Below are 24,578 nucleotides of genomic sequence, written 5' to 3'. Positions count from 1 at the left end.
GAGCGGGCTTGCTCGCGATGGCATCACCGCGGTCATTCAGGCACACCGCGGTGGCCATCGCGAGCAAGCCCGCTCCCACAGGATCTCGTACCTCCCCCTATATCAGGAAATTGCAGCAGTGCCGCGTCGCATCAGCAGAGAGCTGAAGACTCTCAGTGTTTGGGCTTTATCGTTAGCAATCAGCGGCTGCATCGGGACCGGAGGAATTGCCCCCCAAGGCAAGACACTCGCTGCCAACGCATTGGCCACCGACGAGGCGATCCAGAGCGCCGCGCAGGATGCTCACTGGCCGTCCGCCCAGTGGTGGCAGGCCTATGGCGACCCGCAACTGAACCGTTGGATCGACCTCGCCGTGCAAGGCAGCCCAAGCATGGCCATGGCCGCCGCGAGGGTGCGCCAGGCCCGGGCGATGGCCGGGATTGCCGAATCGGCCGAGTCGTTGCAGATCCATGGCGACTCCACGCTCAAGCGCCACAACTGGCCCACCGACCAGTTCTATGGCCCCGGTGAACTGGCCAATACCACCACCTGGGACAACAATGCCGCGCTGGGCTTCAGCTATGCCCTCGACCTCTGGGGCCGCGAAAGCAATGCCACCGAGCGCGCCGTGGACATGGCCCACATGAGCGCCGCCGAAGCGCGCATGGCCCAGCTCGAACTGCAAAACAACGTCGTTCGCGCCTATATCCAGCTGTCCCTGCATTACGCTCAGCGGGATATCGTCGACGCGACCCTGAAGCAGCAACAGCAGATCCTCGACCTGGCGCAAAAGCGTCTGAACGGCGGCATCGGCACGCATTTCGAAGTCAGCCAGGCCCAGACCCCGTTGCCGGAAACCCATCGGCAACTGGACGCGCTGGACGAAGAAATCGCCCTGAGCCGTAACCAGCTCGCCGCCCTCGCAGGCAAAGGCCCGGGGGAGGGCGCGCAGCTGCAACGGCCGACCCTGTCGTTGGGTGCGGCGCTGAAACTGCCTTCGTCACTGCCGGCGCAATTGCTCGGTCAACGCCCAGACGTGGTCGCCAGTCGTTGGCAAGTGGCGGCCCAGGCCCGTGGCATCGATGTCGCCCACGCCGGTTTCTACCCCAATGTCGATCTGGTCGGCAGCCTTGGCTTTATGGCCACCGGCGGTGGCGCGCTGGAGTTCCTGACGGGCAAGAAGCTCAACTACAGCGTCGGCCCGGCGATCTCCCTGCCGATTTTTGACGGCGGCCGTTTGCGCTCGGAGCTGGGTGAAGCCTCGGCCGGTTATGACATCGCCGTGGCCAAATACAATCAGACCTTGGTCAATGCGCTGAAAAGCATCTCCGATCAGTTGATCCGCCGCGAGTCCATGGACAAGCAGCAAGGCTTCGCCGCCGAGTCGGTGGCCACCGCGCAAAAGACCTACGACATCGCGATGATCGCCTACCAGCGCGGATTCACCGACTACCTCAATGTGCTCAACGCCCAGAGCCTGTTGTTCAAGCAACAGCAAGTTCAGCAGCAGGTTCAGGCCGCACGTCTCAGTGCCCACGCCGAACTGGTGACGGCATTGGGTGGTGGATTGGGCGCGGGCAACGATGTGCCAAAAGACAACCAGACCCAGGCACCGAAAACCCCGGCCATTCTCCAAGCCCTCAATCATTGAGCAGGATTTCATGACTCCCTTACCTGCACCGCTGCGTTGGCTGTATTCCCTTGAATGGCGCCGTGGTTTTTTCGACTGGGCACGCAGCGATGGCGTGACCTGGGTCTATATCTTCAAGGTGTTGATCGCAGCCTTTCTGACCCTGTGGCTGGCCATGCGCCTGGAGCTGCCGCAACCGCGCACGGCGATGATCACGGTGTTTATCGTGATGCAGCCGCAGAGCGGCCAGGTGTTCGCCAAGAGCTTCTACCGCTTCCTCGGCACATTGGCCGGGTCAGTGGTGATGGTCGCGCTGATCGCCTTGTTTGCGCAGAACACAGAACTGTTCCTCGGCTCGCTGGCGATCTGGGTCGGCATCTGCTCGGCCGGCGCGGCGCGCTATCGCAACTTTCGCGCCTACGGTTTTGTGCTGGCCGGTTACACCGCGGCGATGATCGGTTTACCGGCGTTGGCCCATCCCGATAGCGCGTTTTTGGCCGCGGTGTGGCGGGTGCTGGAAATCTCCCTGGGGATTCTCTGTGCGACGCTGGTCAGCGCTTCGATCCTCCCGCAAACCGCCAGTGCGGCGATGCGCAATGCGCTGTATCATCGCTTTGGCGTGTTCGCACTGTTCGTCACCGATGGCCTGCGCAGTCGCAGCCAGCGCGATGCGTTCGAAAACAGCAACGTGCGCTTTATCGCTGAGGCGGTCGGCCTGGAAGGGCTGCGCAGTGTCACCGTATTTGAAGACCCGCACATGCGACGGCGCAACGGCCGACTCAGTCGGTTGAACAGCGAATTCATGGGCATCACCACCCGCTTCAACGCCTTGCACCAATTGCTCGAGCGTTTGCGCAGCAGCGGGACCGAGCAGGTGGTGGCGGCAATCAAACCCGGTTTGCAGGACCTGGCCGAAGTACTCGACGGCTTTTCCGGCCGGGCACTGACCAGCGCCGATGCGGCCCGCCTGGCCACGCAGTTGGCGACGTATAAAGAAGGTTTGCCTATGCAGGTGCGCAGTCTGCGGACGATCTTCCAGGAGAGCGACCCGAGCGACGCGGAGCAGCTGGATTTCCATACCGCGTATGAGTTGCTCTATCGCTTCGTCGACGACCTGCACAGTTATGCACAGACCCACGCCTCGCTGGCCGAACACAGCCACCAACGCGAGCAATGGGACGAACCCTACACACCGCAAACCAACTGGCTGGCTTCAGCAGCCTCGGGGATTCGTGCGGCGTTCATTCTGGTGGTGCTCGGCAGTTATTGGGTGGCCACTGCCTGGCCCAGCGGCGCCACCATGACCCTGATCGCCGCCGCTACGGTCGGCCTGTCCGCCGCCACACCGAATCCCAAACGCATGGCGTTTCAGATGGCCTGCGGCACCTTGATCGGTGCGTTGGTGGGCTTCGTCGAGATGTTCTTCGTCTTTCCCTGGATCGACGGTTTCCCCTTGCTCTGCGTGATGTTGGCGCCGGTGATTGTGTGCGGTTCGTTCCTCTCATCACGGCCGCAATACGCCGGGGTTGGCCTGGGTTTGCTGATCTTTTTCAGCACCGGATCGGTGCCCGACAACCTGACCGTCTACAACCCCTACGCCTTTATCAACGACTACATCGCCATGGTCATCGGCATGCTGGTATGCGCCGCCGCCGGGGCAATCATCCTGCCGCCCAACAGCCGCTGGTTATGGCGTCGGCTGGAACAGGATTTGCGCGGGCAAGTGGTGTATGCGATCAGCGGCAAGCTCAAGGGGCTTGGTTCGAGCTTCGAAAGTCGCACGCGGGATTTGTTGCACCAAGCCTATGGCCTGGCCGCCGGGCAACCGCAGGTGCAGCGCAATCTGCTGCGCTGGATGCTCGTGGTGCTGGAAGTCGGCCACGCGATCATCGAGTTGCGCAAGGAACAGGCGATTCTACCGGTGCACCCGGCCTACGCCGAATCCCAGCCTTGGCGCCAGGCGATCCGCGTTATGGGCCGCTCGTTGGTGCGGCTGTTTATTCAGCCGAGCCAAAGCAATCTCGAACGCAGTTTGATCGCGGTCGACCATGCCATCAGTCGGGTGCAAGCCACCGACGAACCTTTCGCACCGCACTTCGATACCTCGGCCCTGCGTCGGGTGAAGAGCTACCTGCATTTCATCCGCACCTCGTTACTCGACCCGCAATCACCGCTGGCGGCGTTCGCAGCAACCGCCGAGCCCCAAGGACTAAAACATGCCTCGTGAGATCGCCTTCCACGGCGTGTACATGCCAACCATGACCCTGATGTTTTTTATCGCAGCGGCTCTAGCCTGGGCCCTGGACCGGTTTTTGGCAGGCCTGGATCTGTACCGTTTTTTCTGGCACCCGGCGTTGCTGCGCCTGAGCCTGTTCACCTGCATCTTCGGCGCCTTGGCGCTCACTGTTTACCGTTGAGAACGACCTGATGAAAAAGCTCTTCAGCCTGCTCGCCACCTTGCTCGTGCTGGCCCTCGCCCTGTGGATCGGCCGGACCCTTTGGGTGCACTACATGAACACGCCCTGGACCCGCGACGGCCGGGTGCGCGCCGACATCATCAATGTGGCGGCCGACGTCACCGGCGAAGTGGTCAACGTCCCGGTGCGCGACAACCAATTGGTGAAAAAGGGCGACTTGCTGATGCAGATCGATCCCGAGCATTACCAGATCGCGGTGAAACAGGCGCAGTCGCTGGTGGCCTCACGCAAAGCCACCTGGGAGATGCGTAAGGTCAACGCCCATCGTCGCGCCGACATGGACAGCCTGGTGATCTCCAAAGAAAACCGTGACGACGCCAGCAACATCGCCGACTCGGCCCTGGCCGATTACCAACACGCGCAAGCTCAGCTGGAAGCGGCCGAGCTGAACCTTAAACGTACGCAAGTGCTGGCGGCGGTGGATGGTTATGTCACCAACCTCAACGTCCATCGCGGCGACTACGCGCGCATCGGCGAAGCGAAAATGGCCGTGGTCGACATGAATTCGTTCTGGGTTTATGGCTTTTTCGAAGAAACCAAACTGCCCCACGTGCGGGTCGGCGACAAAGCCGACATGCAGTTGATGAGCGGCGAAGTGCTCAAGGGTCATGTGGAAAGTATTTCTCGCGGCATCTACGACCGCGACAACCCTGAAAGCCGCGAACTGATCGCCGACGTCAACCCGACCTTCAACTGGGTGCGCCTGGCACAACGGGTGCCGGTGCGCATCCACATCGACGAAGTGCCGGACGGCGTGCTGCTGGCGGCGGGGATTACCTGCACCGTGGTGGTGAAGCAGGAAGGCGAGGAATAACTCGCAGACCGAGATGATCGTTCCCACGCGCAGCAAAGGAATGCATCCCGTGACGCTCCGCCTCACAGCAGCGGACGCAGAGCGTCCAGGGCGGCGCGCTACCACGCAGAGCGTGGGAGCGATCTCGTCACCCCTCGCAAAACGTCTCCTGCAAATGCCGCCACAGCAGCGCGCCGGACGCCTGTTTTTCAAAGACCACCGTGGACAACCGCTCGGTTCGCACACCCGTCCCGTCGATCTGCTGTTCGCGATAGCTGACGGTTGCGCCGTGAGCGTGCAGAGCGAGTCCTCGTAGTTCGCTGAGGTGAATTTTGAAGCCTGGCTTCTTTGCGCCAGCCTGTTTAAACAACGCACTCAACGCATAGAAATCCAGCTGTTTACCGCCCGGTGTCACCATCGAAAACTGCGGCGAGAAGCGCTCCAGTAACAATTCCAGCGCGCCATCCGACGCTGTTCCGGCAAACCATTGTTCAATGGCGATATGCGCCTGGATCACTTCTTCAAAATAGTCGTTGTAGTCAGTCATGCGGTTTCCTTTAGCGGTGAAGGCGAGGTAACAAGTGCCAATACCTTGCGTGCATCGAAACGCAGCACGACCAGTATCGGTAGCAGTGTCAGGAGTGCGGCGACCATAAAGCAGCGTTCGAAGGCCAGTGGCGATTGCGCGCCCAGCGCCGCCAGCAGGGCACTTAAAAACGCCGCGCCGAGGCAAAAACTCAATTGCCGATTGATGTTCCACAGGGCGCTGGCGTGGCTCATGCGATCAGCGTGTACGTCGACGAATGCCAGGGTTTGCGCGCAGCTGCTGCACAGGCTGCCGCCCAGCCCCATCAAGGCGTAAGCACTCATCGGCCGCAGCCCTTGCGGCTTATCGATGAATATCAGCAATACCAGACCAAGGCTCTGCAATAGCATGCCGATGATCAGCAATGGTTTAGGCCCGAACCGGTTGAAACCGCGTTTGCCGATGGCAATGGCGATGCCTGAACCCACCGCCCAAGGCAACATCAATGCGCCGGTTTGCGCCGCACCGAAGCCCAGTTGATGCAGGAACAACACCGCGATCAGGCTGGTGCCGATGAACACGCCGGGAACCAGCAGATACACCAGCATCGCCAATCGCAGCGAGGGGCTTTTCAGCAGTTGTAGGTCGAGCAGCATTGCGCGGCCTTCACCTGTCGGACGACCCTGCACCGCTGCCTCGGTTTTTAGCCACAGTACCGCGAGCAATAGCGCCAGCAATGTCAGTGGCAGGTTGGCGTAGAACACCCAGCGCCAGGACAAAGCCTGCACGATCAGACCGCCCGCTGCGGGCGCCAATGCCGGCACCAGCAACGCCACCAGCATTACCCACGTGGTCAAGCGACTACGCTCCGCTGGCGGGCAGTGACGATAGGCCAACGCCTGACCAATCGGGATCAACAGTCCACCACTGAGTCCTTGCAGCAAGCGCCAGCCGATCAATGTATCGATAGAGCCCGCCTGCGCGACCAGCAAGGAGAAGACGGCAAACAGCCCGAGCGAGCCGATGATCAAACGCCGCTCACCCAGACGCTCGGCCAGCCATACGCTCAATGGAATGATCAGCGTCAGCCCGAGCATGTAGGCATTGCTGATCCACGCCAACTGAGTGACCGAGGCCTGCAGTTCCAGCGCAATCTGCGGGTAGGCGATGTTCGCGACAAACATGTTCAACAGGTCGAGGGCAAATCCCAGCAGGTACACAAGGGTGACTTTTGAGCGATAGGCCATGGCAGCCTCCGGATAGACAGAGGCGTAGGGTAGGGCGTTTTGAGTGCTGGAGAAACGCTGGTTTGGCTGCTAGTTTGTCAAAAATATTTTGACAAAAGGTCAGCGCATTCATGGTCAGTCTTGATCGATTCGACACCTTCAAAGCTGTGGTCGAGGCCGGATCGCTGACGGCCGCCGCCGATTTGCTCGGTCAGACTCGAGCGGTGGTGAGCTTCAACCTCAAGCGCCTGGAGGCGGAACTCGGCGTCACCTTGCTGACCCGCAACACCCGTCAACTGGCGCTGACCGATGCCGGCGAGCGCTTTTACCAGCGCTGCCTGCGCACGCTGGACGAAGCGCGGCTGGCCATCGAAGAGGCGCGTTCGGAACATACCCAGCTGCGCGGCACCTTGCGTATCACCACGACCGTGGAATACGCAGTCGCCAGCGTGGTGCCGGCGCTGGAAGCGTTTCGTCAGCAGCATCCGTTGCTGAATATTCATCTGTCGACGTCATCGACCCACGCCGACCTGATTTCCGAGCGCTTCGATCTGGCGATTCGCCTGGGCCGTTTACTCGACTCCAATCTGCGCGCGGTGCAGTTGTCGACCTTCGAAATTTTCGCCGTAGCGGCGCCTTCGCTGGTCGCTCGTCATGGGCCGGTCAGCACGCTGGAAGCGCTGGCGACGTTACCAAAACTTGGCCACGCGAGGGTGCCGGAGCTGACGGTCACCGATGCCCGCGGGGCAGAGCATCTGTACCTGCCGATACCGGGGGAAATCACTATCGTCGCCGACAACTCGGCGACCTTGCGCGCGCTCGCAGTCTGCGGACACGGCGTGGCGATCCTGCCGCAATGGCTGATTCAGGAAGACCTCGATTCGGGAGCGCTGCAACGTTTGTTGCCCGACCACCCCTTCACCCGCCAAGGCGTTTACGCGCTGTACCCCGACACGCGGCACCTGCCGATGAAGGTGCGGGCGTTTATTGATTTTATGAAGGGTCTGGATTAGCCAGGTTGAACATTTGGTGCCTGATCTGTCGCCATCGCTTGCTCGCGATAGTGTCGACGCGGTCTTAGAGCTGTCCGCTCAACCCAAACCGCTTCATCAACCCCGATTCCAACAAGCCCTTCGGTACCAACGCCACCAACAACGGCATCGCCCGGCTGCCGTTGCCCAAACGCAGCAAGCGCGGTGGTTTGCTCTGTTGCACAGCCTTGAGCAAATCAGCCGCAAACTTGCTGGCCGGTGTCGGGTTGTCCTGGGAGGCTTTAGCCCGGGCACGAATGCCTTCGCGTAGCGGCCACCATGGTGATTGCTCGGTGATCAGTTGCTCAGCCTCATGGCCGGCATTCTTCGCGAAGCTGGACGCGATGGCACCCGGCTGGACTTCCATGACCCGGACGCCGAATGGCGCCAGTTCCATGCGCAAGACATCGCTCAAGGCATGCACGGCGGCTTTCGAGGCGCAGTAGGCGCCGGCAAATGGCGTGACCAAAACCCCGGAGACGCTGCCGATGTTCACCACCAGCCCCTTGGCACGACGCAGCACCGCAAACATCGCGCGAGTTACGCCGACCACCGCGAACACATTGGTTTCGAACTGGCGCTGCATCGCTTCCACACCCCCATCGAGCAATGGCCCCATGGCGCCGTAGCCGGCGTTATTGATCAGCACATCCAGGCCGCCATGTTGCTGGTTGATGCGTTCGCTCAACGCTTCCAGTGCCGGCCCATCGTTGACATCCAGTTGCACCGCGGTGAACCCGGAGGTGGCCAACACCGCCACATCATCCGCCTTGCGCGCAGTTGCCCAGACCTCGTAACCGGCAGTTTTGAAAACATCAGCCAGCGCACGGCCGATACCGCTGGAACAACCGGTGATTAACGCGAGGGGCATGGCGCGGTCCTTGTGCAAGAGGGGAAAGGTGGTGGATCAGTCGGAGAAACTACCTTGCAAATGCTCGGCGCGAAACTCCAGGGATTGCGGGCGATAACCGGGACGCAGCGGTGGCAGGGGCAAGCAGTCTTCCCACAAGGCGCCGGCTTGCAGTTCGCCGGGGCCACGGTAGCGCGGGGCCGCATAGAGATTTTCCGCGAGGTTTACCGTGTCGCCGGGCGCATAGGCGGCGATTCGCCAACGCAGTTCGGTCAGCGGCACGTCGTTGCCATTGCTCATTTTCAATTGCAGCGGACGGTCTGCCGGGCAGTGCTCGGGCGCATAAGTGATGCGCAACTCCAGCCGTGCCAGTTGCTTGAGTTCGCGGTTGTCCAGCCAGACCACCCACACCGCCACCAGACCCAGCCCAATCGCCGCCGCCAGCGACACCGGCAAGGCTTTGTCCGGATAACGCAGCAATAGAATCAGCCAGGTAATAACCAGCAGGACGCCGATGAACATGAGGCAAACCTCGGGAAGTGAAGAGACCATCCTACCCAAGCGTAGGTGCGATTGACCATGGGCGAAAATCTGCGGTGAATTCTCGGGCCCCATCGCGAGCAAGCCCGCTCCCACACTAGATCCGCGTTGGTCGCAATTTTGTACACAACGCAAATTTAATGTGGGAGCGGGCTTGCTCGCGATGGGGCCTACCGGCCAACACAATTATCCAGCATGCAATTCGGGAACAAAAAAAGCCCCCGACCCACCGACTGCGGATGGGGACGCAGTCGGCGGAGCGGGGGCTCTTTGTCTAGCGGTATTACCGATCAATCACTGCGCGATGGTTTTCACCGATACGCCGCGTTCGATTGGGTTGGAGCGACCGTAGATATCTTCAAAACGCTCGATATCGTCTTCGCCCAGGTAGCTGCCCGATTGCACTTCGATGATTTCCAGGGCGATCTTGCCCGGGTTGCGCAAGCGGTGGACCGAGGCGATCGGGATGTAGGTCGACTGGTTTTCAGTGAGCAGGAACACGTTTTCGTCGCAGGTCACTTCGGCGGTGCCGCTGACCACGATCCAGTGTTCGGCGCGGTGGTGGTGCATCTGCAAGGACAGGCACGCGCCCGGTTTGACCGAGATGCGCTTGACCTGGAAGCGGCCGCCCATGTCCACCGAGTCATAGGAACCCCATGGCCGGTAGACCTCGCAGTGGGTCTGGGTTTCGCTGCGGCCTTGTTCGTTGAGCGTGTTGACCATCTGTTTGACGCCCTGAACCTTGTCCTTGTGGGCGATCATCATGGCGTCTTTGGTTTCGACCACGACGATGTTTTCCAGACCGATCACCGACACCAGTTTGCCGTTGCCATGGATCATGCAATTGCGGCTGTCCTGGATCACCACGTCGCCTTTGGTGACGTTGCCATTGGCGTCTTTTTCATTGACCTCCCACAGCGACGCCCAGCAGCCGACATCGCTCCAGCCGGCGGTCAGCGGCACGACGCAGGCGCGCTGGGTTTTCTCCATCACCGCGTAGTCGATGGAGTTGTCCGGGCAGCAGGCGAAAGTGGCTGCGTCGATGTCGACGGTGTCAGCATCCTGGACACTGCGCTCCAGGGTCAGCAGGCAGGTGTCGTAGATGTCCGGGTCGTGCTTTTTCAGCTCTTCCAGGAAGCGGCTGGCGCGGAACAGGAACATGCCGCTGTTCCAGAAATAGCCGCCGGCGTTAACAAACTCGGTGGCACGTTTCACGTCAGGTTTTTCGACGAAGTGCGACACGCGGCTAACGCCTTCCGGCAGCAGCGAATCGTTGGTCGACTTGATGTAGCCGTAGCCGGTTTCCGGTTTGGTCGCCGGTACGCCGAACAGCACCATCTCGCCATTTTCCGCAGCCACCGTGGCCAGGGCCAGTGCGCACTGCAGCGCTTTCTGGTCTTCAAGCACGTGGTCGGCCGGTAGCACCAGCATCAACTCGTCGCGGCCTTCGTTGACCAGCATCATCGCGGTCAGGGCCACGGCCGGCGCAGTGTTGCGGCCGAACGGTTCCATCAGAATGCGTTGGGTGTCGAGATTGCGGCTGTTCAGTTGCTCGTTGACGATGAAACGGTGTTCCTTGTTGCAGACCACGATCGGCGTGTCCATACCGTCGAACACCAGGCGCTCGAGGGTCTGCTGGAACAGCGTTTGCTCGCCGGTCAGGGCGAGGAATTGCTTGGGGAATTGCTTACGCGAAAGCGGCCAAAGACGTGAGCCACTACCACCTGACAAGATCACCGGAATCATGTTGTTTCTCCTTGAAAATCGTATGGGTCAGAGCTACTGCGTTCTGTCGTTTCACTCTTGTTTTTGTTCCGTATCCGATTGACGCCTCGGTCCCACAGGGAACAGCGTTAATCAGGCAAATTGATTAGCGCGTCGAGACCGGGCGTTTTACCCAGACTGGGGACAGGCTGCTGCCGCTGCCGGTGACGTAGAGCACTGCAGCTTCACCACGCTCCATGGCGACCGGTTTCACGTCGCCGACTTTTTTGTCGCCTTCATAGAGGGCGAGGCTGACTTTCACCGGGTTGATTTCACGCTCGCCACGGCCTTTGGCGGCCACGGTCGGGATCACTTCGGTTTTGCCGTCAGCGGTTTTCAGGGTCAGGGGTTTGTCGCTGAGGTTCTGTACGCGAACCAGGGCTTTCTGCTTGTTCTTGAACGGCGGTTCTTCGATCAGTTGTGGCTGGCCGCTGGCGTTGTTGACCAGGGTGTAATAGTGGTCACCGGCCAGTTTTACGGGCAGCGTCTGGCTGCCGACCTTGGCGCTGTAGTCGCCGCCGGGCATGAAGCTGAAGTCACTGCTGGCCAGCGGCGCGACGTCGCTGAGGTTGGCGGTGCCAACCGTGGCGCTGACTTCCTGGTTACTGGCGTTGTAGATACGCACGAAGGTTGAGCCTTTGGGTGCGGTTGGGCCGTAGAGGGCGGCGTCGCCGGCCCAGGCTTGCATCGACAGCAGGCTGATGCCGGCAACGAGGGCAACTGCTTTCAAGGAGCGAACAGCGAGACGACGAGGAGTAGTAGTGAAAGTCATTGGGTGTACCTCTTTCAGTTTTGCGCCCGATCGGGCGTCTCGGATTTGGTGTTTGCTGCAAGGTTTTGTTGGCGAGCACCGGCTTCTTTGAGTTCTGCGACCCACTGCGGGTCGGCGTCGCCGATTTCGTTGTTCACAGGCAGATATCGTTCAGGGAATTCCCAGATCAGCACTTGTGGCGGACTGTCTTTGAAGGCATCGCTTTTCAGGTAGCTGAGCATGGGCAGGATTGGGCCGTGACCGTCTTCCGAGTAATTGACCACGTCGCTTTGCAGGGCCTCTTTCAAGGCACCAACGAAGTTCCAGTTGGGATTGGCGCTGTAGCTGGTACCGACCAGGGCCACCGGGACTTCGCTGTCGGCGAACAAGGCGTCGTCACCGGCAGACGTGTCTTCAGCCACGCGAGTGGTGCGTTTTTCCAGCGGCTCTTGCGGTGGCATCAGGTTGCTGAACAGCGGGTCCAGCGGCAGGAACAGGGTCAGGTCGCCTTTGTGCTGTTCGGTTTTTTCGGCTTCGGTGACAAAGCGTTGCGGCGCGCCACTGAGCGGGGCTTTCTCGGCAATCGCCCTGGCCAGTTGTTTGGCGGCGATATCGGCGCCGGTCGGGGTCCAGTGGGTGTCGGTGCGCAGGAACACTTGCTGACCGTTTTGCTTGGCCTGTTGCAGCGGGCCGAGCAGGTCGGGAGCGAGGATCTTGTCTGCCGCGACATGGGCGTGGAAGTCCTTGTACAGATCAGCGTGGATGCTGGCGGGGCGTACATCGCCCAGGTGTTCCGGATACAGGCGAACCTTGGCCGGGACAATCGCCATCACCAGTTTCACGCCGCGCTTTTGCAAGGTCTGGCGCACGCCTTCGACCAGCGCGTAGTTGCCTTGCAGGTTCAGTTCTTCGTTGACGATCGGGTTGAATTCCTCATCGCTGTACAGCCACTGATCGCGACCGAGCACAACGCCCGGACGACCTTCGTTGAACAGTTTGAAATCCAGCGCCGCCCAGAGATTGGTGCCCAGGCGTTTGATCGGAAACTCGTCGTCGTAGTGAGTCTCGACGGCTTTGGTCCAGCGACCGTTGAGTACGGTTGCTTCGCCATTGGTGCTGAAGCCGAAGAAACTGCGCATTGACCAAGCGCCCAAGGCGAGCAGCACGGCCATAAACAGCGCGATGTAGAGGATGCGTAATGAGCGGGTCATGGTCGGCTCCCTCAGAACTGGAAGTAAAGGAACGGCGAGAAGCTTTGCGCCGAAAGTTTGAGAATCGAAGCGACGAACATCAGCAGGATCAAGGTGCGCATCGCGTAGCGTGGCCAGTCCGCGACCCAGTAGGCCGGTTGGACTTGAGCCTCGGTGCCGACGATGTAGCCCGGTTGGTGAATGCTGTTAGCGGCATCACCTGGTACGGCTTTGATCAGGCCCGGTTGCGCGGCGGCAGGGCCATCGGCTTGGGTGTCGAGCGCCGGTTTGGCTTTTGGCCGGTTGGTGTAGAAGTCCCGCAGGCCGAAGAACGCCAACGTTGCATACGCCACCACCAGGGTTGCCACTTGCAGGCCGGTGAGGCTGGCTTGGTTGAGTTCCGACAGCGACCATTCGCTGAAGCTGAACATGGCGCCGTACATACGACCGGCGACGTGCAGGTTCTCGGAGCGGAAGATCACCCAGCCCATCACCACCAGCAAGAAAGTCAGTGCCCAACGGATCGGGTTGAAAGTGTGTGCTGAGGTGTTCAGGCCCAAGGCTTTTTCAATGGCCAGCCACATGCCGTGCCAGGCGCCCCAGACGATGTAAGTGATGTTCGCGCCGTGCCACAGACCGCCGAGCAACATGGTCAGGAACAGGTTGCGGTAGGTGGTCAGCGTGCCTTTGCGGTTACCGCCCAGGGTGATGTACAGGTAGTCACGCAGCCAGGTGGAGAGGCTGATGTGCCAGCGACGCCAGAACTCGGTGATCGACTGGCTGATGTACGGCTGTTTGAAGTTTTCCATGAAGCGGAAACCCATCATCAAGCCCAGGCCGATGGCCATGTCGCTGTAGCCGGAGAAGTCGAAATACAGCTGCGCGGTGTAAGCCAGTGCGCCGAGCCAGGCATCACCGGTGGTTGGGTGTTGCAGGGCGAAGCAATGGTCGGCTACGACCGCCAGGGTGTCGGCGATGAAGACCTTTTTGATGAAGCCCTGCATGAACCGCGTGGCACCTTCGGAGAACTTGTCCAAGGTGTGGGTGCGGTTGTTGAACTGGTCGGCCAGGTCGCGGAAACGCAACACCGGGCCGGCGATCAAGTGCGGGAAGATTGCCACGAACGCCGCAAAGTCGATCAGGTTGCGGGTCGCCGGGGTATCGCCACGGTAGACGTCGATGATGTAGCTGATGGACTCGAAGATGTAGAACGAGATCCCGATTGGCAACAGCACGTGAGTCAGGATGAACGGCGAAAGACCGACCGACGTCATCATCGCGTTGATGCTGTCCACGCCGAAGTTGGCGTACTTGAAGTAACCGAGGATGCACAGGTCCACCGCCACGCCGAGCAGCAGCCAGCGCTGTGCGGGTTTGGTGCGCACACCGGCAGCGCCGACTTTCAGGCCGATCCAGTAGTTCCACAGGGTGACGCCGGCGAACAACGCAAGGAAGTCCACCCGCCACCAGGCGTAGAACACGTAGCTGGCAATCAGCAGCAGCAGATTGCGATAGCGTTGCCCGCTTATGTAGTACAAGCCGAGAAAAATCGGCAAGAACAAAAACAGGAACACATTGGATGAGAAAACCATCCCGACCTCTCCATGTTTAACCAACAGTTAAGGGCCAGAGCCCCCCCAAACCCCCCCGTGAAAACCGGAGAGTTGTAATACATTCAGTGTGGGAGCGGGCTTGCTCGCGATGGCTGCCTAATATTCAACATTGATGTTGACTGGCAGACCGCTATCGCGAGCAAGCCCGCTCCCACAGGGGTTATGCGTCAACCCTAAGAACCTTTGTTGCCCTTCTCATGCGAAGGGTCGTAGACCTTGGTCAGGTCGCCACCGAGGCGGAAGCTTTTGAACGGTTGCATCTTGTGTTTGCGTTCGAGCACATCCGGCGCACAGGTGTAGAGGCTGCAGAAGGGTTCGAGCCAGGCGAATTTTGAGTCGACTTTGAGATCGGTCATGTCCTGGTCTTTACCGTTTTTAGCCTGGAATTCTTCCGGGTCTTTGACCCCGGCCAGCACTCGGTCACCCAGACGTTTCAGGGCACCGTTGTTTTCCGGACGCAAGTCCACACCGTTGACCTGAGCGAAACTGGCGATCATCGCCAGCGGCGGCAGGGCATAGTTGTGGTAGGCGAGGGCCCGTTGCTGGCGCTTCAGCTCATTCGGCAAGAAGCCCTGAGCGTCGATTTGATTGGCGCCGACTTTGTATTCCTTCACTGACCAGTCGAACAGGTCACGACGATCGGTTGCCACGGCGGTGGCCATGACTGACCACGCAGCCCAGTACGAGTGGTTGTTGGTTTGTTCCAGCGGCAGGTTGTCCCAATCGCTGACTACCTGGTCGGCCATTTTGCTGAACCAGGCTTCGATCAATTGCGACTCTTGCTGGTGGGTCGCCAACGGGTGCGAGTCGGAGAACTTCAAGCGGATGTAGGACGAAGCCATGCTACCCAACGCCCATTTGCGCATGGACTTGCCGGTATGGTTGAAGTCCTTGGACATCAGCGCATCGGCTTTGGCCCAGGCGGTCAGCCAGCTCAGGGTGCACTCGAGCTGTTCCGGACGACCGTCACGCATGAACTGCATCACCCGTTTGCTGGTGCCACGCTCCAGTTTGGTGATGTCGGCGGTGGCATCGCGGAAGGCTTTTTCCGACGCCTCGTTGAGGGTCGAACGGGACTTGTCGGAGCCTTCGTATTTGCTGCGAAATTGCAGTTTCTGGGTGTACGGCGCGGGCATCGTGTCGCAGCCCTCGGCGTTTTCACCGGTCTTGATTTTTTCTATCGGCGCGAAGTAACCCTGAGGCGGGCGCAATGGCGCTGCGGCCTGTGCGGTGCCTGCGAAAATGGCCAGGCCCAGCAGGGTCGGCGCCAGCAGTTTTTTCATTGTCAGTGTTCGAGTTCTAGCGTGCATAGGTAACCTCATTGCCCGGTCTGAGCGGTACGTTGCTCAGCGCCTGGGAAAACGTTGCGTTTGCATACTTTTGCTTCGACTTTCTGCGCAGCGGCGCCGGCTTCCGGGCCCTCGACTTCAACGGCCAACAGATTTTGCGAGGCCCAGTCTTCGTCAGTGCGCAGTTCAAAGGCGAAACGCCCGTCGGTGTCGGATGTTGTCGGTTTGTCGATCTTGATGTCCTCGTGGCGACCGTTCATGTACCAGAGGGTGGCGTGCAAGGTTTTCACCGATGGGTCGGCGAAGCGGATGTCGACCTGATGACTGCTGTTGCGCAGGTCCATGTTTTTACTGTTGACCATCAGCTCGTTCTTGCCGGTCTTGAGGGTGGCGCTGCCGGTCATCTGTGCATCTTTGCCTTCGCAACCGTTGTCGAGTAGCGCCATCATCTGCCGGTAAATGGTTTCCTGATCGAGGCGATACAGGGGTGAGAATTCCCAGATAAGAATCTTCGGTGGTTTTTTCTGGAACTCTTCGCTGCCCAGGTACTGCAGCATCGAGCCTTCCAGACCACCGCCGGGGAAGGCGACGTTGAGGATGTCAGCGCCGATGGCTTCTTCCAGGAAGCCGGCGAAGTTGTAGTTCTTGCCGCTGTGGCTGGTGCCGACCAAGGTAATTTCCGGATTCCCGGATTCACCGAACAGATCACCGTCCGCCGCCTCGCCTTTTGGCTCGGTGGTGAACTGATCCATGTACTGGATCGCGTAGCTAGTGCCACAGAGTTGACCCGCCATGTTGTGCAACGTTCCGGTCTTGCCCATGCGACCTGACTTATGGGACTCGAATTCACGCTTGGGAATATCAGCGAAGGCCGGGATTTGCTTGATTTTTTCGCCGACGATTTTCGCTGTGCGCTGGGCGCCGTAAGGGGTCCAGTGCTGGTCACCGCGGAAGTAGAAATCGTGGGCCGGCAGTTCGTCGCCCAATTGCTCATTGGTCAACGGCGACAGATCTGGCACCACATAACCCATGGCGGCGAAACGCCCGAGCATGGTTTTGTAGTTGCTCAGCGCTTTGTCGAAATCGAATTTGGCTTTGTCTTCCGGGTTCAGTTTGTTGCGGTTCACCAGGCCACGGGTCGGTTGGTAAACCACCACCAGTTCCACGCCTTTGCTTTTGAACGCGTCGTGCAGTTCTTTCATGCGTCTGTAGCCTGCAGGCGAGGTGTCGAACTCGGTGCGCAAATCTTCCTGAGTCCGGAACAGCCAGTCGCCCTGGGCTTGTATCAGCGTGGTGAAGTTCTGCTGATAGCGAGTGGTGTAGTTCTTCGCGTCGTGGGCTTCGGGGCACAGGTTGCAGCATGGTTCGGCGCTGAAGTTCGGCTTCTGGGCGTCGTCGGCACGTGCGCCGCCGCTGGCGGCAAGAATGGCCACGGTCAGGCCCGAGAGGCTGAGTAGTTTGATCATGTGTGGGTGCATAAAGGTCATCCTCAGTCCCGCATTTCGGTCTGGCGTTCGACAGGGTCGATGAGCACGGCTTTCTGCTGGCGCACCAGCAGGTCGAGAATTTCATCCTGGCGCTCGCCGAGAATCCCCGAGAAGCTGATGCCGCTGGATTTGGTCGGAGCGAGCATCGATACCCGGTACAACTCGACGCTGAGCGGCGAGTCGATGGACAACGGCCCGCTGCCGTTGGCGGCCAGTTCGCCACCGACCACGATCAGCGAGACCTGGGCATCGAACGGGTCGAGCTTGATGTCACGATCAGTGTCGGTGAGGTCCTTGATGTGGCCGTAGACACCGGTCAGGCCATTGTTCATGGCGAGGTTTTCGTAGAGGCGAATATTCACGCTGTTACGAACGCGGATGCCGTGACGTCGGTTGCTGATCACCCTGTTGCCCCACAGCAGGTTGTTAGCGCTCTCGTAGAGCGTGATGCCGTCGGTGTGGTTCTTGTAGATCTCGTTGTAGGCGATCAGGTTGTTGACGCTGTTACGGTCGATCACCAGGCCCGACAGGTTGTTGTCGTAGCTGCGGTTATTGAAGATGAAGCTGTCGTTGACCTCACGGGAAATGATGATCCCGTGCTTTTTTTTGGTCCCGTGCACCGTGTTATCAGCAATGATCAGACCGTGGGAACGGTCATGGGGATCGATGCCGTAGACGATGTTGTCGTGGTAGGTATTGCCCTTGACCACAAAGTCGCGGGTCTCATAGCAGTAGAACCCGTACCACATGTCCGAGAACTCTGAGCCGATGATCCAGCCGGTGGGTTCCGGGCGCTTGAGCACCTTGGCCATGTTCGGCGTGTATTGGGAAATACTCACACCGTAGGACTTACTGTTGGAGTAACCGAAGCTGGCCATTTTGCTGTTGACGATGTAGGTCTCGGTACCCCCCCAGGCCAACAGGAACGGACGGAATTCTTTCGGTGACTGGAAGGTCGCCGGGCCGTTTTCCTTTTCGCGCCAGCCGGTGATTTTGGTGTCACGCACGAACAGCTGACCATCGTTGACCATGAACGAACCGGCTTCCTGGGACAGGCGCAGCTCTTGGGTCTGTTTGTCGATTTCGAGGATGCCTTTACGGCCGACCACGATCGGCAATTTGGCCAGGAACACACCGGGCGAAGTCTCGCTGATGTACTGCTTGGGCAAGTGCTTGGTCAGGTCCTTGAGGTTCATGTAACCGTCGTCGATAAAGATCGCCTGGGGAATACCATGCTGACGCACCACCCATTCGGCCATCTTGTTATCGCCGCCGATGAAGTCCTTCAGCGCGTCTTCCTGCATCATTCGCCGCACGCTGACCTTGCCGGGTTTGCTGCGCACGATTTTTGCCGCAGCCGCTTCGGCGGTGTAGCCGGAGATGTCTGGCAGTTTCGGTTTGGCCAGTTCCAGTGAGGCGATCGGTGCGCTGGTGACGGTGTAAGTTTTTGCCTGATGCAGTCCCTTGGCCACAGTCGCCGGTTTGCTCTGGTCGTTTGAAACACCGGGTTCGACGCTGGCGAACGCGGTCGTGCTGGCCAGCAGCAGCGCGCCGGCCAACAGGCTGATCGAGCCCTTGATGGCTTGACTGTTCATCTCACGCACTCCCTTGGCAGCTCTCATCAGAACTTCCAGATGACATCGATAAAGGCGCGATGCATGTACGAGTCGACTTCTTTGCCATAAGCGTCGCCGGGCTTGAACACACCGCCGCGCAAACGCACCAGTGCCGAAGGTTCATCGATGGACTGGCTCAACGCGGCCGGCAGCAGGCCTTGCTTGAAGTACTTGGTGACCACCAGGTCCATTTCCTGACCCAGGTCTGTCTTGCCGTCTGCGAGCGGCAGCGATGTGCTGGAGATCACAGCATCGGTGGTGTTGTCAGTGGTGTTTTCGACAGCGTTGATACCGTTGTTGCCGATCGGCTTGCTGCCATCGACGCGCCAGAACTTGTGGTAGATCAGGCTGGCGTCATAGTCATCGCGCAGCATCCAGGAGCCGAACAGAGTGGCGGTCTGCATGTTGCTCATTTCGCCGCGGAACGCTTCGCCGAAACGGTGAACCCGCGAGCGAGTACCGGTGTAGTTCGAGCGGTTGCTTTCCAGACCGTTCTGCTCGTAATCGGCACTGGCACGGGCGTAGGCCCCACCGACTTGCCAGTTCGGATCGAGACGCAGGCGGATACCCAGGTCGGTGGCCCAGCCGTTGACGCTGGCGCTGTTTTTGGCGTCGACCGGAGGGGTGCCTTGGGCGGTCAGCGGGTTGACGGTGTCGCGTTTACCGCTCAGGCCCGTAACGCTGCCCCAGTAATTGACGGTGTTGGTGTTGCGATAGTTGTAAGCATCGCTGTTGGCTTCCAGACCGATCCAGGTCAGGTCGCCGTTCTGTTTCTTGTCGAGCGAGTCGGGCGCTTCACCGGGCACGGGAAAGTCGAGCTTGCCGTCATCGTGAGTGTGATGAGCGCGCACGCCGACCCAATTGCCGGGTGTCCACTGGGTGGAGACATCGCCGTAGATATGCAGGCGATCCTTGTCCTTGGGCGCCAGCTCGGTGAGGTCGGTACGGTATTCGCTGAAGCGTTCGGCGACGCCGACGTTGGCCCGCAGCAAGGTGGTGTCGAAGGTCCAGTTCAGGGCTTCGATGTTGGTGTCGCGCCATTGGCCGTCGTCGTTGTGCAGGCGTTGGCGACCGAGTTTCAGTTGCTCGCCGGGGTAGGGCGTCAGGCCGCTGTAGCCGACCCAGAACTCGCGCATCGCCAGGTAATTCTTTTTACTGGTGCGACCATTGTCACTGTTGCTCTGCGTGCCGCTGCTATCAGACTGTTGCAGGGTGTCGGTCTCGACGATGTCGGTCGATGTCACGGCCTGGCCCATGGCATAGGCGCTCCAGTTGCCGCTTTCGCCATAGACCCACGGGCGCAGGTCGAGGCCGATACCGTTGACGTCGCCTCCGGGACGGGTGCCCAGATCAGTGTCAGCTTCCGATTCGCCGGTGGCTTTCACTTCCAGGCCATAGTTTTTGGTGTCGGTCAGGGCTGCCAATGTCGGGCAAGACCACAACAGTGCGAATGTCAGGCCAATGCCGGCCTGAACGAATGGATTCAACTTCATAGGGATTCCTCGCCGTCTTCTTGCAGGGCGTGCAGTTCTTGCGGGTTCTTGCTCAAGGCGCCACGCATGGCCTGTTCTTGTTGCAAGCGGCGCTGGGCCTCAGCGTGCTGAGCAGGCGGCAGTTGGGCTTCGAGTGTTTGTGCAAGCTCATTGGCTTGCGGGGTGTCCTGGGCCTTGGCCAGTTGGCTGAAGACATAGGCATTGACCGGGTCGGGCTTGGTGCCCTTGCCTTGGGAAAACAGCTGGGCGATGGCGAAGTCAGCACTGTTCTGGCCGTTGCGGGCAGCGGTCAACAGGTGATCCAGGGCCTTCTGCGGATAGACCTTGCCGAGGTAACCACGGCGGTAGATCTGGCCGAGGTAGTAATCGGCGGCGACTTCTTTGCCGAGGGCTTTCTGGAAATGCGCTTCAGCCTGTTTGGCGTCGGCCGGCACCCATTTGCCTTCGTAGTAGAGCTTGCCCAGCAGCAGTTCGGCCCGCGGCTGGTCAGCAGCGCGGCCGTTATCCAGATACTTCATCATCTTGTCGACGTCGCCCAACTCGGGGAAGTCGTAGAGCAATTGCGCCAGGCTGACCCATGAGGCGGGGTAGCCGGGAGCGATTTGTTCGAGCATGGTCTGCGCGGTTTTTTCGTCAGTCTTGCCGAGCGTGGCATCGCCGAGAACGCGAGCGACGCTGTCCACCCGTTGAGCGGAAACCGTGCCAAGGCTGTGGGCGGCTTGCAGCTGCTTGAGCAGCTCAGCCTGTTTCTCAGGCTGGGCGCGTTTCTGGTAGACGGTGGCCAGTTCGACATAGCAGATGTCGGTGGTCTTGAGCGCCGCTTTGCAGATGCTTTCGACCTCGCCCAGATGCTGGTCGTAGGTGCCTTGGGTGCGATAGAGCAGCACTTGTGCCAGGCCGGCTTCGGGGTAACCGGCAGCGCGCCATTTGCTGATTTCTTGCTGGGCGTTGACGTTCGGGAAACTGTGGGGGTATTGCAGGTAGAGCATCGCCAGCGGGATCAGGGTGTTGCCTTCACCATTGGCGAAGGCTTTTTTCAACAGGCCTTCGGCTTCGTGCTGTTCGGCTTCGGTTGCGCCGGGTTTGGCCACCAGCAGACGCCCCAGACGAGCCTGAGCCCGTGGCGAGGTGTCGACGGCCGCGCGGTAAGTCGCTTCGGCCTGTTTCATCTGAACCGGGTCGCGGGTCTCCACCTGGATATCAGCCAGACCGACCTGTGCTTCGCTGTAGCCCAGGTTCGCCAGCTGCTTGTAATTTTGCGCCGCCATTGCCGTGTCGCCGCGCTTGAGGGCTTCATTGGCCAGACGCTGGTCGGGCAGACCGGCGCAACCGGCCAGGCTGATGGCCAAAGCTAATGTGCAGAACACATAACCCGTGTGGGAGCGACGGTGCGGCGATCCGACTTGCTCGCGATGCAGGCGGCTCGGTGCATCAGACAGATCTCGCTGATCCCATCGCGAGCAAGCTCGCTCCCACAGGGTTTGCGGTGTTCTGAGGATTGGTGGAGTCGTCACAGGCATGTCCTCCGCTTAAAGACCAGCGGCCATGGCTTTGTTGATCAGCCAGCTCAGGGATGGACCGCGATTGCTGGTCACTTCCGCTGGGCGACCGGCGAAGGAGCTGTCCAGCGGTGCATCAGGCTTGATTTGCACGCGGATGTCGGACGACAGATCGCTGCTTTTCAGGCTGGTGCTGCTGACGATCTTGCCGGTGCGAATCTGGTCTTCGCCGGCAATCTGGAAGTTCACCGACGTACCCGGACGCACGTCGCCGAACTGGCGATAGGAGAAGCGTGCTTCAACGTTGGCTTCGCTGCCCTTCGGGACCAGTTCGAAGATCACGTCACCTTTGCTGGCGTACTGGCCGTCGGCGACCAATTGCTGGGCCACGGTGCAATCGCATGGCGAGGTCATGGTGCCGGTCATTTGCTTGCCGAACAGTTCTTCAACCTTGGCCGGTTGCAACTGGTCTTCGTCCAGATGACCCTTGAGCACGTCGAGCATGCTGGTGCTGAAGGTCGCCAGTGGTGCGCCTTTGGCGGCGATGCCGTCAGGTTTGATCAGGCTTTGCACCGTACCGTCGCGGGGCATGGTGACATTCATGCCGGACACGCTGACCAGACCGGCCTGGGCGTGGCTGACGAAGTACATGCCGTACACCGACTTGAAGATGAAACCGAAGGCTACGAGGCCAACGAGGAAAATTGCAAAGCTGAAGGTCATTGCACGCAGGCGACCGAAGGCGGTCATGCCGCTGCCACCGTCCTTGACCTTGCGCGCCTTGGTGAAGTTGTCGCGCTGCAGGGTGGCGAGTACTTCACCCATGGTGACGATGTCACCGCTCAGGTGCGAGGTGATCAAGTGACGCAGGGTCGAGATGTCTTGTTGATCCAGGTTCTGGAACTGGCAACCGGTGCGGCCGGTCTGGCGGTCGTAAGAGCGGACCATCAGCTCGACGTCCATGGCAAGACCCAGGTTGTCGATGACGAATTGCAGGCGAGCCTGGTGTACTTCGCCGACAGTGAGGGCCTTTTGCGGCCCTGCGTTGAAGCTCAGGCCACCGGCGGAAAGGTCTTCGACCCGCGCAATCAGAGGGGTGCCGCTGGCGTCGACAAAGCGCAGCCGGGCCGGGATTTTGACCCGTGCGTGTTGGCGCTGGGCTTCGGATTCATGCACCACGTTGGCGTTTGCAGCGGTATTCATTGGCTTGTTCATCGATGTAGTTCCTAGTTAATTCAGGCGAGGCAGGTCAGACCATCGTCAGCAGCACGGCGACGAACACGCTGCCGGCGGCGAAGGTCATGGTCCGAGACGACCAGGTATTGAACCAACGTTGAAAGCTGGCGAGATCACGGGTCAGTTTGGTGTCCTGGCGAGTCCAGGACTGTTGATCGAGGCGGAAGAACACGTAGATTTTCACCAGCGCGCCGACGATCTGGTTGTAATAGAGAATCATTGGATAGGCCGGGCCGATCTTGTGCCCCGAGCAGGACAGCAACAGGGTCAGAATCAACCGCGTGATGCCGATCCACAGCAGGTACACCAGGATGAACGCCATGCCGTATTTGAAGCTGGCGATGATCGCTACGGTCAGTCCGAGCAGCGAGGTCCACATCGACACGCGTTGGTCGAACAGCACCACGCTGGTGAACAAACCCAGACGTCGCATGCCCAGACCCAATGCGCGGGAGTTCTGCCGCAGGTTGTTGCCGTACCAGCGGAACATCAGCTTGCGACTGGCCTTGATGAAGCTCTTTTCCGGCGGGTGCTCAACGGTGTTGATCGCTGCGTCCGGCACGTAGAACGTGTCGTAACCCAGACGCATCAAGCTGAACCAGCTGGACTTATCGTCACCGGTGAGGAATTTGAAGCGGCCCAGACGCCAATGTTGCAGCGAGTCGCTTTCGACGTCGGCGATGAAGTCCGGGTCGGTGACCACGGTGGCGCGGAATACCGACATGCGCCCGGTCATGGTCAGCACGCGCTTGGACAGCGCCATCGAACACATGTTGATGTGGCGTTGGGCGAAGCGCAGTTTGTGCCACTCGCTCATGATGTAGCCGCCGCGCACTTCGCAGAACTCATTGGTGGTCAGGCCGCCGACATTGCCGAACAGCTGGAACCACGGCACGGTTTTGCGTACCACGCCCGGGGCCAGCACGGTGTCACCGTCGATCACCGCAACCACTGCACGGTCATCCGGCAGGTGGCGGGAGATGGCACGGAAACCGAAGGCCAGGCCGTCACGTTTGCCGGTACCGGCGATGCGCACGAAGTCGAGCTTCACATGAGCCGGCGGGTTCATTTTTGCCCAAAGGCTTTTCACCAGCAGCTCATCGGACATTTCCACCAGTGAACAGACCACGGTGGTCGGGAAGCCGCATTCCATGGCTTCGCGAATCACCGAGCTGTAGACCTGAGCGGTGGTCAGCGCATCGATACGAAAGCTGGTGACCATCAGGAACACGTGGGACGGGTCAGCCGCTTTACCGAGCTTGCGCACTTTGCGCCGCAGGTGCGGGTAGACCACGTACAGAAACAGCATGCCGCGCAGAAAGTGCGTGGCACCCATGGAGTAGCGCCAGATGCCCACGGCGCCCACCAGGAAGATGAAGTCCTTCGACTCGGAGTCGAATGTGGACGTAGGCAACGCAGCAGCGATGCCCATCAATAAACTTAGGTAAAACAGCCAACCTGCGGCCTGAAGTAGGCCGTGCTTTAGCCTGTGCATAATCTGCATCCGTCTCGATCTCGGGCGAGCCAGTAGGGTGGCCCGATGGGGTTAAGGCAGGCTCACGAAAACTGTAATGTCACCGGTGAACCT

At 60.0% G+C, this 24,578-nt stretch carries 20 protein-coding genes; 5 read left to right on the top strand and 15 right to left on the bottom strand.

Annotation, left to right across the window (positions count from 1 at the left end; all coding sequences use genetic code 11):
- Positions 1–118: 118 nt before the first annotated feature.
- From ACN1C3_RS29590 to ACN1C3_RS29575, 4 genes are read left to right on the top strand one after another with little or no spacing between them, the layout of a single operon-like run.
- The gene (locus tag ACN1C3_RS29590) at positions 119–1,630 is read left to right on the top strand and encodes an efflux transporter outer membrane subunit (protein ID WP_419119259.1); all 1,512 of its coding nucleotides are present in this window, start codon (positions 119–121) and stop codon (positions 1,628–1,630) included.
- A gap of 10 nt (positions 1,631–1,640) precedes the next feature.
- Entirely contained in the window at positions 1,641–3,836 is a 2,196-nt protein-coding gene (locus tag ACN1C3_RS29585) for an FUSC family protein (protein ID WP_419119257.1), read from the top strand.
- Positions 3,826–4,026 carry a DUF1656 domain-containing protein gene (locus ACN1C3_RS29580; RefSeq protein WP_419119256.1) on the top strand — a complete coding sequence of 67 codons (201 nt, stop codon included), beginning with the start codon at positions 3,826–3,828 and terminating at the stop codon, positions 4,024–4,026. Before ACN1C3_RS29585 ends, ACN1C3_RS29580 begins: the two co-directional genes overlap by 11 nt.
- 10 nt (positions 4,027–4,036) lie before the next feature.
- On the top strand, positions 4,037–4,900 hold the full coding sequence (locus ACN1C3_RS29575; RefSeq protein WP_419119255.1) for an efflux RND transporter periplasmic adaptor subunit: 864 nt from the start codon (positions 4,037–4,039) through the stop codon (positions 4,898–4,900).
- 127 nt (positions 4,901–5,027) lie between these two features.
- Here ACN1C3_RS29575 and ACN1C3_RS29570 read toward each other — a convergent pair whose 3' ends face one another.
- Together ACN1C3_RS29570 and ACN1C3_RS29565 are read right to left on the bottom strand one after the other, a co-directional pair.
- Positions 5,028–5,426 (bottom strand): DUF4440 domain-containing protein, encoded by a 399-nt coding sequence (locus ACN1C3_RS29570; RefSeq protein WP_419119254.1) that lies wholly within the window; start codon positions 5,424–5,426, stop codon positions 5,028–5,030.
- Positions 5,423–6,652: an MFS transporter gene (locus ACN1C3_RS29565; RefSeq protein WP_419119253.1), complete on the bottom strand. Its 1,230-nt coding sequence runs from the start codon at positions 6,650–6,652 to the stop codon at positions 5,423–5,425. Before ACN1C3_RS29565 ends, ACN1C3_RS29570 begins: the two co-directional genes overlap by 4 nt.
- Positions 6,653–6,762: 110 nt before the next feature.
- Between ACN1C3_RS29565 and ACN1C3_RS29560 the strand changes: the two genes are divergently transcribed.
- Complete coding sequence (locus ACN1C3_RS29560) at positions 6,763–7,644, top strand: LysR substrate-binding domain-containing protein (protein WP_419119252.1); 882 nt, start codon at positions 6,763–6,765, stop codon at positions 7,642–7,644.
- Between the two features lie 64 nt (positions 7,645–7,708).
- Here the strand turns inward: ACN1C3_RS29560 and ACN1C3_RS29555 are convergent, their stop codons facing one another.
- The 13 genes from ACN1C3_RS29555 to alg8 all read right to left on the bottom strand — a co-directional run bounded on the left by ACN1C3_RS29555 (position 7,709) and on the right by alg8 (position 24,485).
- Complete coding sequence (locus tag ACN1C3_RS29555) at positions 7,709–8,533, bottom strand: SDR family oxidoreductase (protein ID WP_419119251.1); 825 nt, start codon at positions 8,531–8,533, stop codon at positions 7,709–7,711.
- Positions 8,534–8,569: 36 nt separating this feature from the next.
- Positions 8,570–9,034, bottom strand: coding sequence for a multidrug transporter (locus ACN1C3_RS29550; RefSeq protein WP_419119250.1), 465 nt, complete (start codon positions 9,032–9,034; stop codon positions 8,570–8,572).
- A gap of 312 nt (positions 9,035–9,346) precedes the next feature.
- Entirely contained in the window at positions 9,347–10,798 is a 1,452-nt protein-coding gene (locus ACN1C3_RS29545; RefSeq protein WP_419119249.1) for a mannose-1-phosphate guanylyltransferase/mannose-6-phosphate isomerase, read from the bottom strand.
- A gap of 124 nt (positions 10,799–10,922) precedes the next feature.
- Entirely contained in the window at positions 10,923–11,588 is a 666-nt protein-coding gene (locus ACN1C3_RS29540; protein WP_419119248.1) for an alginate O-acetyltransferase AlgF, read from the bottom strand.
- A 14-nt stretch (positions 11,589–11,602) separates the two neighbouring features.
- Positions 11,603–12,778, bottom strand: coding sequence for an alginate O-acetyltransferase (locus ACN1C3_RS29535; RefSeq protein WP_419119247.1), 1,176 nt, complete (start codon positions 12,776–12,778; stop codon positions 11,603–11,605).
- An 11-nt stretch (positions 12,779–12,789) separates the two neighbouring features.
- Entirely contained in the window at positions 12,790–14,349 is a 1,560-nt protein-coding gene (locus tag ACN1C3_RS29530; protein WP_419119246.1) for an MBOAT family O-acyltransferase, read from the bottom strand.
- A gap of 194 nt (positions 14,350–14,543) precedes the next feature.
- A complete protein-coding gene (locus tag ACN1C3_RS29525) occupies positions 14,544–15,680 on the bottom strand; it encodes a mannuronate-specific alginate lyase (protein WP_419119245.1) in 1,137 nt (378 codons plus the stop codon).
- Positions 15,681–15,688: 8 nt separating this feature from the next.
- The gene (locus ACN1C3_RS29520; protein ID WP_419119244.1) at positions 15,689–17,137 is read right to left on the bottom strand and encodes an alginate O-acetyltransferase; all 1,449 of its coding nucleotides are present in this window, start codon (positions 17,135–17,137) and stop codon (positions 15,689–15,691) included.
- Between the two features lie 11 nt (positions 17,138–17,148).
- Positions 17,149–18,741 (bottom strand): mannuronan 5-epimerase AlgG, encoded by a 1,593-nt coding sequence (gene algG, locus ACN1C3_RS29515; protein WP_419119243.1) that lies wholly within the window; start codon positions 18,739–18,741, stop codon positions 17,149–17,151.
- A gap of 26 nt (positions 18,742–18,767) precedes the next feature.
- Entirely contained in the window at positions 18,768–20,255 is a 1,488-nt protein-coding gene (locus ACN1C3_RS29510) for an alginate export family protein (protein ID WP_419119242.1), read from the bottom strand.
- Positions 20,252–21,775, bottom strand: a complete 1,524-nt coding sequence (gene algK / locus ACN1C3_RS29505) for an alginate biosynthesis TPR repeat lipoprotein AlgK (RefSeq protein ID WP_419119241.1) — start codon at positions 21,773–21,775, stop codon at positions 20,252–20,254. Before algK ends, ACN1C3_RS29510 begins: the two co-directional genes overlap by 4 nt.
- A gap of 9 nt (positions 21,776–21,784) precedes the next feature.
- Positions 21,785–22,957 (bottom strand): PilZ domain-containing protein, encoded by a 1,173-nt coding sequence (locus ACN1C3_RS29500; protein WP_419119258.1) that lies wholly within the window; start codon positions 22,955–22,957, stop codon positions 21,785–21,787.
- A gap of 46 nt (positions 22,958–23,003) precedes the next feature.
- Positions 23,004–24,485: a mannuronan synthase gene (gene alg8, locus ACN1C3_RS29495; RefSeq protein WP_419119240.1), complete on the bottom strand. Its 1,482-nt coding sequence runs from the start codon at positions 24,483–24,485 to the stop codon at positions 23,004–23,006.
- Positions 24,486–24,578 lie beyond the last annotated feature (93 nt).

Origin of the sequence: Pseudomonas sp. H11T01 (assembly GCF_048515765.1) — a bacterium.
GTDB lineage: Bacteria > Pseudomonadota > Gammaproteobacteria > Pseudomonadales > Pseudomonadaceae > Aquipseudomonas.
Note: the sequence above shows the minus strand (reverse complement) of the source record. Positions and strands in the feature narration are given on the sequence as shown.

Excerpts from the sequence above, each read along its gene's own strand:
- ACN1C3_RS29540 (WP_419119248.1), bottom strand. The coding sequence starts at position 11,588 with ATGACTTTCACTACTACTCCTCGTCGTCTCGCTGTTCGCTCCTTGAAA.
- ACN1C3_RS29575 (WP_419119255.1), top strand. The coding sequence starts at position 4,037 with ATGAAAAAGCTCTTCAGCCTGCTCGCCACCTTGCTCGTGCTGGCCCTC.
- ACN1C3_RS29545 (WP_419119249.1), bottom strand. The coding sequence starts at position 10,798 with ATGATTCCGGTGATCTTGTCAGGTGGTAGTGGCTCACGTCTTTGGCCG.
- ACN1C3_RS29510 (WP_419119242.1), bottom strand. The coding sequence starts at position 20,255 with ATGAAGTTGAATCCATTCGTTCAGGCCGGCATTGGCCTGACATTCGCA.
- ACN1C3_RS29535 (WP_419119247.1), bottom strand. The coding sequence starts at position 12,778 with ATGACCCGCTCATTACGCATCCTCTACATCGCGCTGTTTATGGCCGTG.
- ACN1C3_RS29565 (WP_419119253.1), bottom strand. The coding sequence starts at position 6,652 with ATGGCCTATCGCTCAAAAGTCACCCTTGTGTACCTGCTGGGATTTGCC.
- ACN1C3_RS29550 (WP_419119250.1), bottom strand. The coding sequence starts at position 9,034 with ATGTTCATCGGCGTCCTGCTGGTTATTACCTGGCTGATTCTATTGCTG.
- alg8 (WP_419119240.1), bottom strand. The coding sequence starts at position 24,485 with ATGCACAGGCTAAAGCACGGCCTACTTCAGGCCGCAGGTTGGCTGTTT.
- ACN1C3_RS29570 (WP_419119254.1), bottom strand. The coding sequence starts at position 5,426 with ATGACTGACTACAACGACTATTTTGAAGAAGTGATCCAGGCGCATATC.
- ACN1C3_RS29585 (WP_419119257.1), top strand. The coding sequence starts at position 1,641 with ATGACTCCCTTACCTGCACCGCTGCGTTGGCTGTATTCCCTTGAATGG.
- algK (WP_419119241.1), bottom strand. The coding sequence starts at position 21,775 with ATGCCTGTGACGACTCCACCAATCCTCAGAACACCGCAAACCCTGTGG.
- algG (WP_419119243.1), bottom strand. The coding sequence starts at position 18,741 with ATGAACAGTCAAGCCATCAAGGGCTCGATCAGCCTGTTGGCCGGCGCG.
- ACN1C3_RS29555 (WP_419119251.1), bottom strand. The coding sequence starts at position 8,533 with ATGCCCCTCGCGTTAATCACCGGTTGTTCCAGCGGTATCGGCCGTGCG.
- ACN1C3_RS29525 (WP_419119245.1), bottom strand. The coding sequence starts at position 15,680 with ATGCACGCTAGAACTCGAACACTGACAATGAAAAAACTGCTGGCGCCG.
- ACN1C3_RS29520 (WP_419119244.1), bottom strand. The coding sequence starts at position 17,137 with ATGCACCCACACATGATCAAACTACTCAGCCTCTCGGGCCTGACCGTG.
- ACN1C3_RS29560 (WP_419119252.1), top strand. The coding sequence starts at position 6,763 with ATGGTCAGTCTTGATCGATTCGACACCTTCAAAGCTGTGGTCGAGGCC.
- ACN1C3_RS29530 (WP_419119246.1), bottom strand. The coding sequence starts at position 14,349 with ATGGTTTTCTCATCCAATGTGTTCCTGTTTTTGTTCTTGCCGATTTTT.
- ACN1C3_RS29500 (WP_419119258.1), bottom strand. The coding sequence starts at position 22,957 with ATGAATACCGCTGCAAACGCCAACGTGGTGCATGAATCCGAAGCCCAG.
- ACN1C3_RS29580 (WP_419119256.1), top strand. The coding sequence starts at position 3,826 with ATGCCTCGTGAGATCGCCTTCCACGGCGTGTACATGCCAACCATGACC.